This window comes from Microbispora sp. NPDC049633 (genome assembly GCF_040675265.1).
In the GTDB taxonomy this organism is placed as follows: domain Bacteria; phylum Actinomycetota; class Actinomycetes; order Streptosporangiales; family Streptosporangiaceae; genus Microbispora; species Microbispora maris.
In genome coordinates this window covers 17,641-30,868 of sequence record NZ_JBFAOO010000040.1, presented here as the reverse complement: position 1 = coordinate 30,868, position 13,228 = coordinate 17,641, and the positions used below count along the sequence as shown (strand labels likewise).

General features: G+C 70.5%; 12 protein-coding genes and 1 other RNA gene. 4 read left to right on the top strand and 9 right to left on the bottom strand.

The features are described 5' to 3' along the window. Nucleotides 1-21: 21 nt before the first annotated feature. Nucleotides 22-2,229, bottom strand: coding sequence for an acyl-CoA dehydrogenase (locus tag AB0J39_RS13415; RefSeq protein WP_363463975.1), 2,208 nt, complete (start codon nucleotides 2,227-2,229; stop codon nucleotides 22-24). Nucleotides 2,230-2,400: 171 nt separating this feature from the next. Between AB0J39_RS13415 and AB0J39_RS13410 the strand changes: the two genes are divergently transcribed. Then, the gene (locus tag AB0J39_RS13410; protein ID WP_363463973.1) at nucleotides 2,401-3,483 is read left to right on the top strand and encodes a trypsin-like peptidase domain-containing protein; all 1,083 of its coding nucleotides are present in this window, start codon (nucleotides 2,401-2,403) and stop codon (nucleotides 3,481-3,483) included. A 78-nt stretch (nucleotides 3,484-3,561) separates the two neighbouring features. Further along, nucleotides 3,562-4,602 (top strand): adenosine deaminase, encoded by a 1,041-nt coding sequence (locus AB0J39_RS13405; RefSeq protein WP_363463971.1) that lies wholly within the window; start codon nucleotides 3,562-3,564, stop codon nucleotides 4,600-4,602. Here AB0J39_RS13405 and AB0J39_RS13400 read toward each other — a convergent pair. The 7 genes from AB0J39_RS13400 to ftsE all read right to left on the bottom strand — a co-directional run bounded on the left by AB0J39_RS13400 (nucleotide 4,575) and on the right by ftsE (nucleotide 10,566). Continuing rightward, nucleotides 4,575-5,132, bottom strand: coding sequence for a UTRA domain-containing protein (locus tag AB0J39_RS13400; protein WP_363463969.1), 558 nt, complete (start codon nucleotides 5,130-5,132; stop codon nucleotides 4,575-4,577). The two genes, AB0J39_RS13405 and AB0J39_RS13400, sit on opposite strands and share 28 nt — an antisense overlap. Before the next feature lie 154 nt (nucleotides 5,133-5,286). Next, on the bottom strand, nucleotides 5,287-5,640 hold the full coding sequence (locus AB0J39_RS13395; RefSeq protein WP_363463967.1) for a HEPN domain-containing protein: 354 nt from the start codon (nucleotides 5,638-5,640) through the stop codon (nucleotides 5,287-5,289). A 187-nt stretch (nucleotides 5,641-5,827) separates the two neighbouring features. Then, nucleotides 5,828-6,213: a transfer-messenger RNA gene (ssrA, locus tag AB0J39_RS13390) on the bottom strand. Nucleotides 6,214-6,511: 298 nt separating this feature from the next. Then, nucleotides 6,512-8,419 (bottom strand): penicillin-binding transpeptidase domain-containing protein, encoded by a 1,908-nt coding sequence (locus AB0J39_RS13385; RefSeq protein WP_363463966.1) that lies wholly within the window; start codon nucleotides 8,417-8,419, stop codon nucleotides 6,512-6,514. A gap of 3 nt (nucleotides 8,420-8,422) precedes the next feature. Beyond that, entirely contained in the window at nucleotides 8,423-8,905 is a 483-nt protein-coding gene (smpB, locus tag AB0J39_RS13380; protein WP_182906179.1) for an SsrA-binding protein SmpB, read from the bottom strand. A gap of 57 nt (nucleotides 8,906-8,962) precedes the next feature. Continuing rightward, complete coding sequence (ftsX, locus tag AB0J39_RS13375; RefSeq protein WP_363463964.1) at nucleotides 8,963-9,862, bottom strand: permease-like cell division protein FtsX; 900 nt, start codon at nucleotides 9,860-9,862, stop codon at nucleotides 8,963-8,965. Nucleotides 9,863-9,876: 14 nt separating this feature from the next. After that, nucleotides 9,877-10,566, bottom strand: coding sequence for a cell division ATP-binding protein FtsE (gene ftsE, locus AB0J39_RS13370; RefSeq protein WP_079315626.1), 690 nt, complete (start codon nucleotides 10,564-10,566; stop codon nucleotides 9,877-9,879). Between the two features lie 179 nt (nucleotides 10,567-10,745). Here ftsE and AB0J39_RS13365 point away from each other — a divergent pair, with 179 nt between their 5' ends. Next, entirely contained in the window at nucleotides 10,746-10,934 is a 189-nt protein-coding gene (locus AB0J39_RS13365; RefSeq protein WP_346228271.1) for a hypothetical protein, read from the top strand. Between the two features lie 5 nt (nucleotides 10,935-10,939). Here AB0J39_RS13365 and prfB read toward each other — a convergent pair whose 3' ends face one another. Next, the gene (gene prfB / locus AB0J39_RS13360; protein WP_363463963.1) at nucleotides 10,940-12,061 is read right to left on the bottom strand and encodes a peptide chain release factor 2; all 1,122 of its coding nucleotides are present in this window, start codon (nucleotides 12,059-12,061) and stop codon (nucleotides 10,940-10,942) included. Nucleotides 12,062-12,144: 83 nt separating this feature from the next. Here prfB and AB0J39_RS13355 point away from each other — a divergent pair, with 83 nt between their 5' ends. Further along, nucleotides 12,145-13,215 (top strand): hypothetical protein, encoded by a 1,071-nt coding sequence (locus tag AB0J39_RS13355; RefSeq protein ID WP_363463961.1) that lies wholly within the window; start codon nucleotides 12,145-12,147, stop codon nucleotides 13,213-13,215. The last annotated feature ends 13 nt before the right edge of the window (nucleotides 13,216-13,228 follow it).

Below are 13,228 nucleotides of genomic sequence, written 5' to 3'. Positions count from 1 at the left end.
GCCCGCCCGATCACCCGAGGGTTACTTGCCCGGCTCGGGATCGCGGGGCAGGCCGAGCATGCGCTCGGCGATGATGTTGAGCTGCACCTCGGTGGTGCCGCCGTAGATGGTCATCGCCCGGGTGGCGAGCACGGCGCGGTTCCAGTAGCCGGCGTCGCCGAGCTTCCAGTCGGCGGCGGTCACGGCGGCCGGGCCGAGCAGGGAGACCGCCACCTCGGAGACGTGCTGCGCGTGCGCGGTGGACAGCAGCTTGCGCACCGAGGCGTCGGCGCCCGGCTCGCTGCCGGCGAGCTGCTTGAGCGTCACCCGCAGCGACAGCGCGTTGATCGAGTGGGACTCGCAGACGACGCGGGCGAGGTCCTGCCGCTCGGCCGCGGTGAGCTCGCGGCCCAGCCGGCCCGCCAGGCCGAGCAGGTCGGGCACCGAGGCGCCGGTGCCGCCCGAGCCGGACGACAGCGAGACGCGCTCGTTCGACAGCGTGTTCCGCGCGACCCGCCAGCCCTCGTCGACCTCGCCGACGACCAGCTCGTCGGGCACGAAGACGTCGTCGAGGAAGACCTCGTTGAACAGGTTCTCCCCGGTCATCTCGGTCAGCGGCCGCACGGTGACGCCCGGCGCCTTCATGTCGACGAGGAAGTACGTGATGCCGTCGTGCTTGGGCTTGGAGGTGTCCGAACGGGCGATGCAGATGGCCCACTCGGCGACGTGCGCCACCGACGTCCAGATCTTCTGGCCGTTGAGCTTCCAGCCGCCCTCGACCTTCTCCGCCTTCATCTGCAGCGAGGCGAGGTCGGACCCGGCCCCCGGCTCGGAGAAGAGCTGGCACCAGATCAGCTCGCCGCTCAGCGTCGGCGGCAGGAACCGCTCCTGCTGCTCCGGCGTGCCGTAGGTGACCAGCGACGGCACCACCCACGCACCGATGATCATCTGCGGCAGCTTGATCTTGGCCGCCCTGATCTCCTGGTGGATGAGCACCTGCTCCAGCGGGGAGGCCGCCCGGCCCCAGGGCCCCGGCAGGTGCGGCATGACGAAGCCCGCCTTGGCCAAGGCCCGCTTCTGCTCGGCGCCCTCCAGGGCGGCGATCTCGGCGAGCTCCGCCCGGATGGACTCGCGCAGCGGCTGTGACTCCTCCGGCAGGTCGATCTCCATCTCCCGCGCGACACCCTCCAGCGCGAGCGCGGCCACCCGGTCGGACCACTCGGAGGACGAGCCGAGCAGCGCGCGGATCGTCAGCGCCCGGCGGTAGTACAGGTGCGCGTCGTGCTCGAAGGTGTAACCGATGCCGCCGAACGTCTGGATCGCGTCCTTGGCGCACTGCACGGCGGCGTCGGGCGCCATGACGGCGGCGATCGCGGCGGCGTAGTCGCGCTCGGCGTCCTCCGCCCGGGTGGCGTCCCAGACCGTGGCCCGGGCCTGCTCCAGCGCCACCAGCATCCGCGAGATCTTGTGCTTGATGCCCTGGAACTGGCCGATCGGGCGGCCGAACTGCACCCGGACCTTCGCGTAGTCGGCGGCGGCGGCCACGCACCAGGCGGCCACCCCGACCGCGTCCGCGCCGAGGACGACCGCGGCGATGTTGCGCACCTCGGCGCCGGTCAGGCCGGTCAGCACCCGCTCGGCGGGCACCCGTACGCCGTCGAGCTCGACCTTGGCCACGCCGCGGGTGAGGTCGAGCGACTTGACCGCGGTGACCGTCGCCTGGGCGGCGTCGATCGCCACCCACTCCTCGCCGGCGTCCGTGGCCACCGGCAGGACCAGCACGTCGGCGACCGCCGCGCCGAGAACGTACGCGGCCGCGCCGCCGATCGTCAGCGCGCCGCCGTCGCGCGCACCGGTGACCGCGCCGTCCAGCGCCACCGCGCCGGTCAGCGACCCGTCCGCGAGCCCGGGCAGCAGGTCGGCCTGCGCCTTGCCCTCCGAGGCGAGGATCGCGGCGCTCGCGAGCACGGTCGGCACCATCGGCCCGGGCGCCACCCGCTCCGACAGCGCCTCGATCGCCACCGCGGCCTCCAGCAGGCCGTAGCCGGAGCCGCCGTACTCCTCGGGGACGTGCAGCCCGAGCAGCCCCTGGCCGGCGAGAGCGGGCCAGAAGGCCGGACGCTCCTCCGTGCCCGGATCGGCGAGGACGCCAACCGCGCTCCGCACGAGGTCGGCGGGCACGGCCCGCTCGGCCCATCCGGTCACCGACTCGCGAAGCGCCTCGTGCTCCTCGCTCAGCCCGATCCCCATAAGATCCTCCAGCGCTAGGTCCTTGTAGAACCATATTCTAGAGGAATATTCGCTGGCTAGGCCGGGGGTTTCGCTGGCTCCGGTATCGGCCGTCCCCGGCACCCGTCATGACCTGCGCCGGCCCCGGCGCGCCGCCTTGCGGCGGCCGTTCGCGCAGGTAGACAGGGGGCTATGCAGCTCTCACGGAAGGTCCTCCGTACGGTCGCCGGCCCGGCCGTGGCCGCGCTGGTCGCGGGGGGATGCGCGTCGGGAACCACCCCGGGCGAGACCGCCACCCCGGCCGCGGCCCGGACGACGGGCACGGCGGCGCCCGTGCCCAGCCGCCCGATCGAGCTCGAGACGACCTACGAGCAGGTCATCAAGAGGGTCCTTCCGTCGATCGTGCAGATCACCACAGGCCAGGCCCTCGGCTCCGGCATCGTCTACGACACCGAAGGCCACATCCTGACCAACGCCCACGTCGTGGGCGCCGCGAGCGAGTTCCAGGTCACGCTGGCCACCGGCGGCAAGCCGAGGAAGGCCCGGCTGGTGAGCTCCTATCCCCCCGGCGACCTGGCGATGATCCAGGTCGAGAACGCGACCGGGCTCACGCCCGCCACCTTCGGCCGCTCCGCCGACCTCAAGGTCGGGCAGATCGTGCTCGCCATGGGCAATCCGCTCGGTTTCTCCGGCAGCGTGACCCAGGGCATCGTGTCGGCCCTGGGCCGCACCGTGACGGGCGAAAGGCACGCCGGCGGCGGGGCCGCGACCATCACCAACGCCATCCAGACCTCCGCGCCCATCAACCCCGGCAACAGCGGCGGCGCCCTGGTCGACCTGTCCGGCCGGGTCATCGGCATCCCGACGCTGGCGGCCGTCGATCCGCAGCAGGGCACCGCGCCCGGCCTCGGCTTCGCGATCCCGAGCGACACCGCGACCGACGTGGCCCGCCAGATCATCCGGTACGGCCAAGTCGTCAACAGCCGCCGGGCGGCCCTCGGCGTACGGGTCGGCACGGCGGTGGACGCGAGCGGCGAACCGGTCGGCGTGGCCGTCGGCTCCGTGTCTCCCGGCGGCGGCGCGGACAAAGCGGGCATCCGCCCCGGCGACGTGATCGTCAAGGTCGAGGGCACCGCCACCCCCACCGCCAGCGACCTGTCGCAGATCCTGGCCACGCTCAAGCCGGGCGACAGGGTTCGGGTGGAACTGATGCGTCCGGACGGCACCAGGAGGACGGTCACCGTGATGCTCAGTGAACTACCGGCCGGAAGATGAGCCCAATCCTGACAAAGTGCTGTGAGATACCGCGAAATCGCTTGGAGGCGGCCCAGAGGCGGTTGTTACCGTCGCCACGTGATCTCTCCGGAACTCACCCGGTTCATCGCCGGGCTGCCCAAGGCGGAATTGCACGTGCACCACGTCGGCGCGGCGTCGCCGCGCGTCGTCGCCGAACTGGCCGCGCGATACGAGGGGGCGACGCCCGTGCCCGCCGACCCCGCACTGGTCGAGGCGTTCTACGACTTCCGCGACTTCGCCCATTTCCTCCAGGTCTATCTGCAGGTCGTGGACCTGGTGAGAACGCCCGAGGACCTGTGGACGCTTACCTACGGCGTGGGCGGCGACCTGGCCGCCCAGCGGGTGCGGTACGCCGAGCTCACGGTGACACCCCATTCCCAGCTGGTCCGGGGGTTCGCCCCGGAGGAGCTCTGTGAGGTGATCGAGGACGCCCGCCGCAGGATCGAGGCGGACTTCGGCACCGTGCTGCGCTGGTGCTTCGACATCCCCGGCATCCCGGGCCCGCCCGCTGACCAGACCCTCGCCATCGCGCTCGACCAGCGGCCGGACGGCCTGGTCAGCCTGGGTCTCGGCGGCCCGGAGACCGGGGTGCCCCGCTCGTGGTTCGCCCCGCACTTCGCCGCGGCCCGCGCCGCCGGGCTCCACTCGGTGCCGCACGCCGGTGAGGTCGTCGGCGCCGAACACGTCTGGCAGGCCGTACGCGACCTCGGCGCAGAGCGGATCGCGCACGGCGTCCACAGCGTGCAGGACCCCGCGCTGCTGGAGCACCTGGCCGAGCACGAGATCACGCTGGAGGTCTGCCCCACCTCCAACGTGTGCACCCGGGCCGTGCCCAGCCTGGCCGAGCATCCGCTGCCCGCGCTGGTCGCGGCCGGAGTGCCGGTCACGGTGAACACCGACGACCCGCCCATGTTCGGCACCGACCTCAACCGGGAGTACGCCGTGGCGGCGGAGTTGCTCTCCCTCGACGAGAAGGGCGTCGCCGATCTGGCCCGCGCCGCGGTGAAGGCGTCCTTCCTCGACGCCGGGGGCAAGTCGGCCCTGCTCGCGGAGATCGACGCCTACGCCGGTCAGAACTCGTCGGCGCCGCTCACCTGAACGATGTCGAAGACGTGGCGAGAGGCCGCGCAGACCGTCTCCAGCACGTGGATCGGCAGGTCGTCGGCCGAGTAGGCGGCCCGCACGATCTGCACCACCCACTCTCCGGGGTCGAGGTGCAGCGTGGCCGCCTCGTCGCCCCGGGGCGGCCGGGCCACCAGCCGCTCCTCCGCCCGTCCGAACCGGTGACCCAGCTCCTCGATCCGCGACTGCAGGCTCGGCGACAGGAAGCCCGGCTCACTCAACGGGGTGTCCGCGAAGAGGTCGAGCCGCAGGAAGCTCGTGGCGACCCGCACCGGCACGTCGCCGGCGAGCAGCAGCTTGCGCCGGGCGAGCACCGGCGTGCCCGGCTCGACCCGCAGCCCGGCGGCCACGTGCTCCGACGCGGGCTCCGGGCCGACGTACAGCATCCTGCGCCCGGCCCGCACCCCCTGCCGCTCCGCCTCCGTCAGGAACAGCGAGGCCGATCCCCGTGCGGCCGGCTCCGACGGCAGCGACCGCCGCACCACTGCCCTCGACGCGCCTGGCATTTTCGGCTCCCCCACCTCAGCACCCCTCCCACGTACGCCCCGACTCTAGGTACTCGTCATACCTGAGAGCCACTCTGCGGGTGGGCTCCCCAGGGTGACGCGGGACCGCGGAGATCGCCGGCCGCCTCGTCGTGGCCAAGCACCGGACCGGCGATCAGAACATCGAAAGGTTGTGGGTCAGTTTGCGAGCGGCCTCGATCAGACGCGTGGTCGTCTCGATGGCAGCAGCAGCCTCTTCAGGGGCGACATCGTCTCCCGGACGAGTCGGATACTCGCTCTCGTTCCGACGCCGCCGCAGCGCGCCAAACTCTCGAAATGCGTTCCCGAACTGGGCGCGTAGCACCTCTTCGACGACGTAGTGTCCGCCGGTCGTGGTCGGCCGCAGCCTTTGATGCGCCAAGACCCCTGTGCAGGCATGCCTGGCCGCGTCGTAAGCCAGGATGAAGGCACTATCAGGGTCATCGATGATCGTCTGCGCAGTGCGCAGGGTACGTTCCGCCCGGTCCAACCACTCGGTCCCATCCAGTCAGGGTGAACTCGCGATCGGGCTGGAGGTAGCAGCGTCCTGATCCTTCGTGACGGCAGGCGACCGCCGAGGGGGACAGAGACCCTGGTCACAAGAGGTGCCGGGGACGTCCCCGGCAAACACCAAGGGGCTGGAAGGCGACCAGAGGTCGCCCGCCAGCCCCTTGGGCCAGTGGAGGTGGCGGGAATCGAACCCGCGTCCTTCAACACCAAGACAGGGCTTCTCCGGGTGCAGCCTGTTGCGATTTTCTCGGCCCCGGCAATCTCACAGGCGAGTCGCCGACGGGCCCAGTCACTGTTTGATTTCCCGTACGGCCCCGTGACCGGGCCGGACGGTTGAGCCTTCTAGCGATGTCAGTTCCGGGCCGAAGGCACTCCCGGGCTGACAGAGGTTTCTCGCTGCTTAGGCGGCGAGAGCCAGGGAAGCCTGGCTGACCTCAGTGCTCTTGTTATTGGCACTTATTTGTTCGCGGTCACAGTGTTGACGGGGTTATGTCCGCAGTCCCCGACCCGCTTCCCCTGACTTGCAATGTCGAAGTCGAAACCGGTCACCCCCTGTGCAGTTGTCAACCCGGCCCCGGAGGGCCGGCGTCACAAGCTTACTCATGACAACACCGGTGGCGCGACTCCAATTCCGCCCGGCCGGTGGGACGCCGAAGCCCCCGGGACGCGGCCTCTGGCGCACGCCCCGGGGGCCGACCGGCAGGGTCGAGCCGGTCCGGATGGCAGGGCTCCCCCCGAGATGGAGCCCTGTCCTCATCACGGCGACTGGGCCCGCAACCCCCCAAGCGGGTCCCAGTCACCTAGAAAGACGCCGGTCGCCGTCCCGATGGTTGCTCGCCCTCACGCATTTTTCAGGTCTGGGGCTGAGCCGTGCGGAAGAAGCTCCCGGCGATCGCCGGGGCCGCCGACAGGTCGCCGCTCTTCGCCAGCACGGCGACCGCGACGTCCCCCTGCCAGCCCACGAACCACGAGAGCTTCGTGCGCTCCTTCTTCTCCGTCTGGGTGACCTCGGCGGCCACGCCGTACACGGGATCACCGGGGGCGGAGGCGGCGGAGGCCGCGCCGGACGACACACCGGCCCGCATGAGCGTGCGCAGCTTCGCGGTTACCGCGGGGTCGAGCGTCACGGGCTGCGCGGCGGCCGCGGTGGTGCCGCCCTCGGCGCCCGGATCGGGCGCGACGGGCGAGACCACCAGCGTCGGCGGCCGCCACGTGCCGGACTTGACGGCCGCGGCGACGAGGGCCATCGCCAGCGGGCTGACCCGCGCGCCCTGCCCGGCGATGATCTTCGCGATGGCCGCGTCGCCGTCGGGCTCGGCGATCGACCCGCTGAAGGTCTTCAGCGGCAGCTTCCAGTCGCTGCCGATGCCGAACTGGCTCGCGCTGGCGGCGAGCCGCTGGCCGCTGATCCGCCGGGCCAGCGACGCCAGCGCGGTCACGCAGCCCTGCGCGAAGTCGGTCTGGAAGGTGGGCGTCGTCACACCGTCGACGCCGGGCTGCTGGAAGCGCGCCCCGCCCACGGTCCGGTCGGCGCTGCACGGCACCTTCTGCTTCGGGTCGAGGCCCGACTGGAGCAGTCCCTCCGCGGCGATGATCGAGAAGGCGCTGCCCGCCACGTATTTGCCGGCCAGCGCGTCGTCCTCCTGGTGCAGCTGGTTGGTGGAGACGGCGAGCACCTCACCGGTGGAGGCCTGCACCGCGACGAGCGCGGCCGGGCGGGACCCCGCGACCGCGGCGTCCCCGGCGCTCTGCAGCCGGCTGTCGATCGTGGTCTGGACCGAGGAGTTCTCCCGCCCCGGCCACGCCTTGAGCTCCTTGACCTGCTGCCCGGTGGCGTTGTCGAGGATGACGACCCGGGTCTCGGTCGAACCGGTGAGCTGGTCCTGATAGGCCTCCTGCAGGCCGTCCCGGCCGAGCGTGTCACCGGCCCGCTGCGGCCCGCCGAGCCGCTGCTCCGCCTCCGGGGTGATGGCCGAGACCACGCCGACGATCTGGGTGGGCGACTTGGGCGCGACCGGCGGGTTGTCGGTCTGGAACTCCAGCCCTCTGATGGCCTCCAGCTTGGACCTGATCTGGGCGAATTTCGTCCGCCCGAACGTCGCGAGGGGGACGAAGTCCTGCGGGGGCGACGACAGGATGCGGCTCAGCAGGCGGTCCTGGGCGAAGCCGGTGATCTTCGACAACTGGTCGCAGAGCCGGCCGGGGTCCTTGACCTTGGCGGGGGTGACCCCGGCGACGTGCAGCACGGTCTCGTCCTGCAACGCGTTGCCGTTGCGGTCGAGGATGGGCTTGCGGCCCTTGGGGACGGTGGCGACCGCGAGCCGCTGCCCGGGGTGCAGGTCGGGATGGATGACGCTCGGCGACCACCGCACCTTCCACTGGCCGCCGACCAGGTGCAGGGGCAGATCGCCGTCGTACTGCCAGAGGGGGTTGTTCTCCCCGAGGTCAACCTCGGCGTGGTAGCCGGCCTGCGCGGCGTCGCCGTCCTGGTTGATCGCCCGCAGGGAGAAGCGGACCGAGGCGGCGTCCAGCTGCAGGCGGGCGTCCTCCAGCGCCTTGCGCACCGCCGCCTGGTCGCCGTCGGCCCGCCGCGCGGCGGCCGCGTAGTCCCCCGTCTGCCAGCCGACGAGGAAGTCGCGCACCGCCTCGTGCGGCGACGGCTCCTCGAAGCAGGCGGTCAGCAGGGGCGCGGTCAGGCCCAGCGCGAGCGCGGCCCGTACGGCTCTCGCCCGGACGACCCCGAATCTTCGGAAGGACACGGACTAACGGCCCCCCCGGCGGCGGACCGCGTTCGACATGGCCCGCGCCATCTCCCGGTTCGCCTGCTTCTCCATCAGCGTCTGCCGCTTGTCGTAGTCCTTCTTACCTCTGGCGATGCCGATCTCGATCTTCGCCCGGCCGTCCTTGAAGTACATCGACAGCGGGATCAGCGTGAGGCCCTTCTCCTTCAGCGACGCTTCGAGCTTGCCGATCTCCTTGCGGTGCAGCAGCAGCTTGCGCGTGCGCCGCGCGGCGTGGTTGGTCCAGGTGCCCTGGCTGTACTCCGGGATGTACACGTTGATCAGCCAGAGCTCGCCGCCCTCGACCGAGGCGTAGCCGTCGGTCAGGTTGGCCTTTCCCGCCCGCAGGGACTTGACCTCGGTGCCGGTCAGGACGAGCCCGGCCTCGTAGGTGTCCTCGATGAAGAAGTCGTGCCTGGCACGCTTGTTCTGGGCGATCAGCTTGCGCCCGGTCTCACGTGGCATAAGGGGAGCCTACCGTTGCCGCGAGGGGCGGAAACGAGCTGCGCGACCGGTGCGGGATCACACCCGCAGGTAGCGGCGCAGGGTGACGAACGAGGCGAGCACACAGATCAGCACGCCGATGGCCATGGTGCCGGTGATCACACCGGCGACCGTGTCCCAGCCGAGGGGCGCGGCCATGTACGTCTGGATCGACTCGAAGATGAAGACCTTGACGACGATCAGGATCACGCCGGACAGCACGCCGCCGATGAGGCCGGCGATCAGGCCCTCCATGACGAACGGCAGCTGGATGTAGATGTTGGACGCGCCGACCAACCGCATGATGCCGGTCTCCCTGCGGCGGTTGTACGCCGACAGCCGGACCGTGTTGCCGATCAGCAGGATGGCCGCGAACAACATGAGGGCGGCGATGCCCAGCGCCATGTAACGCAGCTTGTCCATGAAGCCGAAGACCGATTCGAGCAGGTCGCGTTCGTTGACGACGTTGGAGACGCCGGGCTGCCCCTTGAGGCTCGCCGCGACGGCCGCCGCCTTGTCCGGGTCCTTCAGCTTCACCCGGAACGACTCCGGCATGTCCTCGGCCTTGGTCACCGACAGCAGGGTGCGGTTGCTCTCGGTCTCCTGGAAGTGCTTGTACGCCTCGGCCTGGTTCTCGAACTGCACCTGCTCGACGTCCGGGAGCGCCTCGATCGTCTGCTTGAGGTTGGCCTTCTCCTCCTGCGTGACCGCGCTCTTGTTCTTACAGGGCTCGAAAGGCGCGTTCTTCGTGCACAGGTAAACCGACAGCTCGACCTTGTCGGTCCAGAAGCCGGTGAGCTTCGAGACCTGGGAGTTGATCATCATTCCGACGCCGAGCAGCGCCATGCCGACCGCCACGGTCACGATCACCGCGATGGTCATCGTGAGGTTGCGCCGAAGGCCGATCCAGACCTCGGAGAAGATGAAGTTGGCCCGCATGGTCCCAGTTACTCCTAATACGCCTGGCCGTACACGCCGCGCGACTGATCGCGGACGATCTTGCCGTCCTCGAGCTCGACCACGCGCTTGCGCATGGAGTCGACGATCGCGGCGTCGTGCGTCGCCATGAGGACGGTCGTGCCGGTCCTGTTGATTCGGTCGAGCACCTTCATGATGCCGATGCTCGTGGCGGGGTCGATGTTTCCGGTGGGCTCGTCCGCCAGCAGGATCATCGGCCGGTTGACGAACGCGCGGGCCATGGCGACCCGCTGCTGCTCGCCGCCGGACAGCTCCTCCGGCATGCGGTGCGCCTTGCCCTCCAGGCCGACGAGCTCGATGACCTCGGGCACGACCTTGCGGATGAACCGGCGCGGCTTACCGATGACCTCCAGGGCGAACGCCACGTTCTCGTACACGTTCTTGTTCGGCAGCAGCCGGAAGTCCTGGAACACGCAGCCGATGCGGCGACGCAGGTGCGGCACCTTGAAGTTGGACAGCTTCGACAGGTCCTTGCCGGCCACGTGGATGGAGCCGCTGTTGGGCCGCTCCTCCTTCAGCACCAGCCGGAGGAAGGTGGACTTCCCCGACCCTGAAGGACCGACCAGGAAGACGAACTCGCCCTTGTCGACGTCCACGCTCACGTGGTCGAGGGCAGGCCGGTTTTGGTTCGCGTAGACCTTGGTGACATTATCGAAATGGATCACGGGCGCATCACGGCTAGCCAGTCTAGGGGGTGGGACGGCCGGTCCGGGGGTCGCCGGTCACTTTGCTCTGGATCGACGTTCCGTTTGGCCGTAGGCCAGTCTAGGGGTAACACTGGCATGGAACGTCCATAACGGAAACAAAACGATTAGCCCTTGGGCGATGGGGCGGTAAAGCTGCTATGAGCTGCGAACATCTGATCTGCGCCGCGTGCGCGGGCCCCGTGGTGGAGGGGCGCTGCCCCGTCTGCCGGGAGGGCCGCGCCAAGGTTCACCACCACGGGTTCATGGGGCTGTCGCCCCTGGTCATCGCGCTGATCGTGCTGCTCGTCGTGGTGCTGGTGGCGCTCGGCCACATCAGCGGTTACTGATACCTCTACTGGGCGGCGTCGCCGGACTCCTGGCGGCGCATCCAGCGGATCTCGCCCTCGATGAACTCGTCGAGGTCGCCGTCCAGCACGGCGGTGGGGTTGCCCGCCTCCACACCCGTGCGCAGGTCCTTCACGATCTGGTACGGGTGCAGCACGTAGTTGCGGATCTGCGTGCCCCACGACGTGGTCGCCTCGCCGCGCAGCTCGTTCATCGCCGCGGCCTCCTCCTGCCGCTTGCGCTCCAGCAGCTTGGCCTGGAGGACGGCCATCGCCGTCGCGCGGTTCTGCAGCTGGGACCGCTCGTTCTGACAGGAGACCACGATCCCGGTCGGCAGGTGGGTGATCCGCACGGCCGAGTCGGTCGTGTTAACGCCCTGGCCGCCCGGGCCTGACGACCGGTAGACGTCGATGCGCAGGTCGTCCTCGTTGATGTCGATGTGGTCGGTCTGCTCGACCACGGGCACCACGTCCACGCCCGCGAACGAGGTCTGCCGGCGGCCCTGGTTGTCGAACGGGCTGATCCGCACCAGCCGGTGGGTGCCGTGCTCGCCCCTGAGCGTGCCGTACGCGTAGGGGGCCTTGACCGCGAAGGTGGCCGACTTGATGCCCGCCTCCTCGGCGTAGGAGGTCTCGTATACCTCGGCCGGGTAGCCCTTGCGCTCGGCCCACCGCAGGTACATGCGCAGCAGCATCTGGGCCCAGTCGGCCGCGTCGACGCCGCCCGCCTGCGCGTTGATGGTCACCAGGGCCTCGCGGGCGTCGTACTCGCCCGCCAGGAGCGTGCGGACCTCCAGCGCACCGACCTCGGACCTGAGCGCGACGAGCTCTTTTTCGGCCTCGGCCAGCGCGTCCTCGTCGCCCTCCTCGGCGGCCAGCTCGAACAGGACCGGCAGGTCCTCCAGGCGGCGGCTCAGGCCGTCCACCCGGTTGACCTCGGCCTGCAGGTGCGAGAGCCGGCTGGTGACCCGCTGAGCCTGCTCGGGGTCGTTCCACAGGTCGGGCGCGGCAGCCTGCTCCTCCAACTCGGCGATCTGCTTGCGCAGGGCGTCGAGGTCGAGCACGTCCTGAATGCTCTTCAGCGTGCCGCCAAGCTCGTTGATCTCTTCGGCTGGATCGATGACTGCCACGTCTGTAAAGGGTACGCGAATCGGAGACCCTGTCAGGCAGCGCACCTCGGTAGCATGTGGATCGATTGCATGGGGAGGCTGGCGTGAACGGGGTCGTTCGGAGCGCGCTGGCCCTTGCCCTCCTCAGCTGTACGGCTGTCGCCTGCTCGGGCGCCGAGCCCGCCCGGTCGCCGGCCAGCCCGGCGGCGGCCACCTCCGCCCTGCCGAGTCCCGCCGACACCCCGTCGCCGTCCCCCAGCCCCCCGGCGGTGACGCTGGAGGAGGCCTCCCGAGCGCTCGACGCGTTCCTGGACACCGACGACGTGCTCAGGCAGGCCGGGGCCGGCCGGTGGGCGCTCCTGCTCACCCAGGACGGCCAGCGGCCCATCACGATCGCCGAGATCCACTCCCGCGAGGGCAAGCCCGCCCGCTACACCTGGGACGAGCGTGAGGTGCTCGTGCCCCGGCAGACCGGCCGCCCGGCCGTCTGGTTCGCGGCCACGGCGGAGCGGCGCGACGCGTCCGGCGACGTCCGCACGGCCGTGTTCACGTTCGTGCGGCAGAGCAAGGACGGGCCGTGGCGCAACAGCTTCGCGTCCCTGCTCTACCCCGGCGAGAAGCCGCCCTCGGTCGCCCTGGACGCGGAGGGGTACGCCGCGGCGCTGGAGTCGCGCGACGCCACGGTGGCCATCAGTCCCAACCTGATGGGCCCGCTGCACGCCACGGTCGCCGAGGAGGGCCCCAAGGGCTACGCCTCCGGGCTGATCGCCCCGGGCCCGCAGACCACCGGCTTCTTCGACGAGATCAGCGAGACCAAGCAGTCGGCGAAGGCCGACGACTGCTTGAACTACGAGTCGATCTTCGCCTCGGCGCCCAACTATCCGATCTTCGCGCTGCGCACGCGCGACGGCGGCGCGATGATGCTGTACACCCTGATCCGCACGTCCTCCTGGACGCCCGTTCCGCAGGGGCTCAAGTGCGGCGAGGGGCGTCCCGTGACGGTCCCCGCCGAGGCCCGCTGGCTGCTGAGCCCCACCAAGGACCTGTTCATCCGGCAGAAGCGGCAGATCGTCGAGACCCAGCAGTACGTGAGCGCGGTGCCGCCCAAGGCGTCCACCGCGCCCGCGCACGTCGTCGGCTACGAGGGCATCGTCACCGGCGGCTCGAACCGCTGACCACCGGCCGCTG

Coding starts and splice junctions, on each gene's coding strand:
- smpB (WP_182906179.1), bottom strand. CDS start 8,905: ATGCCACGTGAGACCGGGCGCAAGCTGATCGCCCAGAACAAGCGTGCC.
- AB0J39_RS13410 (WP_363463973.1), top strand. CDS start 2,401: ATGCAGCTCTCACGGAAGGTCCTCCGTACGGTCGCCGGCCCGGCCGTG.
- ftsX (WP_363463964.1), bottom strand. CDS start 9,862: ATGCGGGCCAACTTCATCTTCTCCGAGGTCTGGATCGGCCTTCGGCGC.
- AB0J39_RS13415 (WP_363463975.1), bottom strand. CDS start 2,229: ATGGGGATCGGGCTGAGCGAGGAGCACGAGGCGCTTCGCGAGTCGGTG.
- AB0J39_RS13400 (WP_363463969.1), bottom strand. CDS start 5,132: ATGCCAGGCGCGTCGAGGGCAGTGGTGCGGCGGTCGCTGCCGTCGGAG.
- AB0J39_RS13365 (WP_346228271.1), top strand. CDS start 10,746: ATGAGCTGCGAACATCTGATCTGCGCCGCGTGCGCGGGCCCCGTGGTG.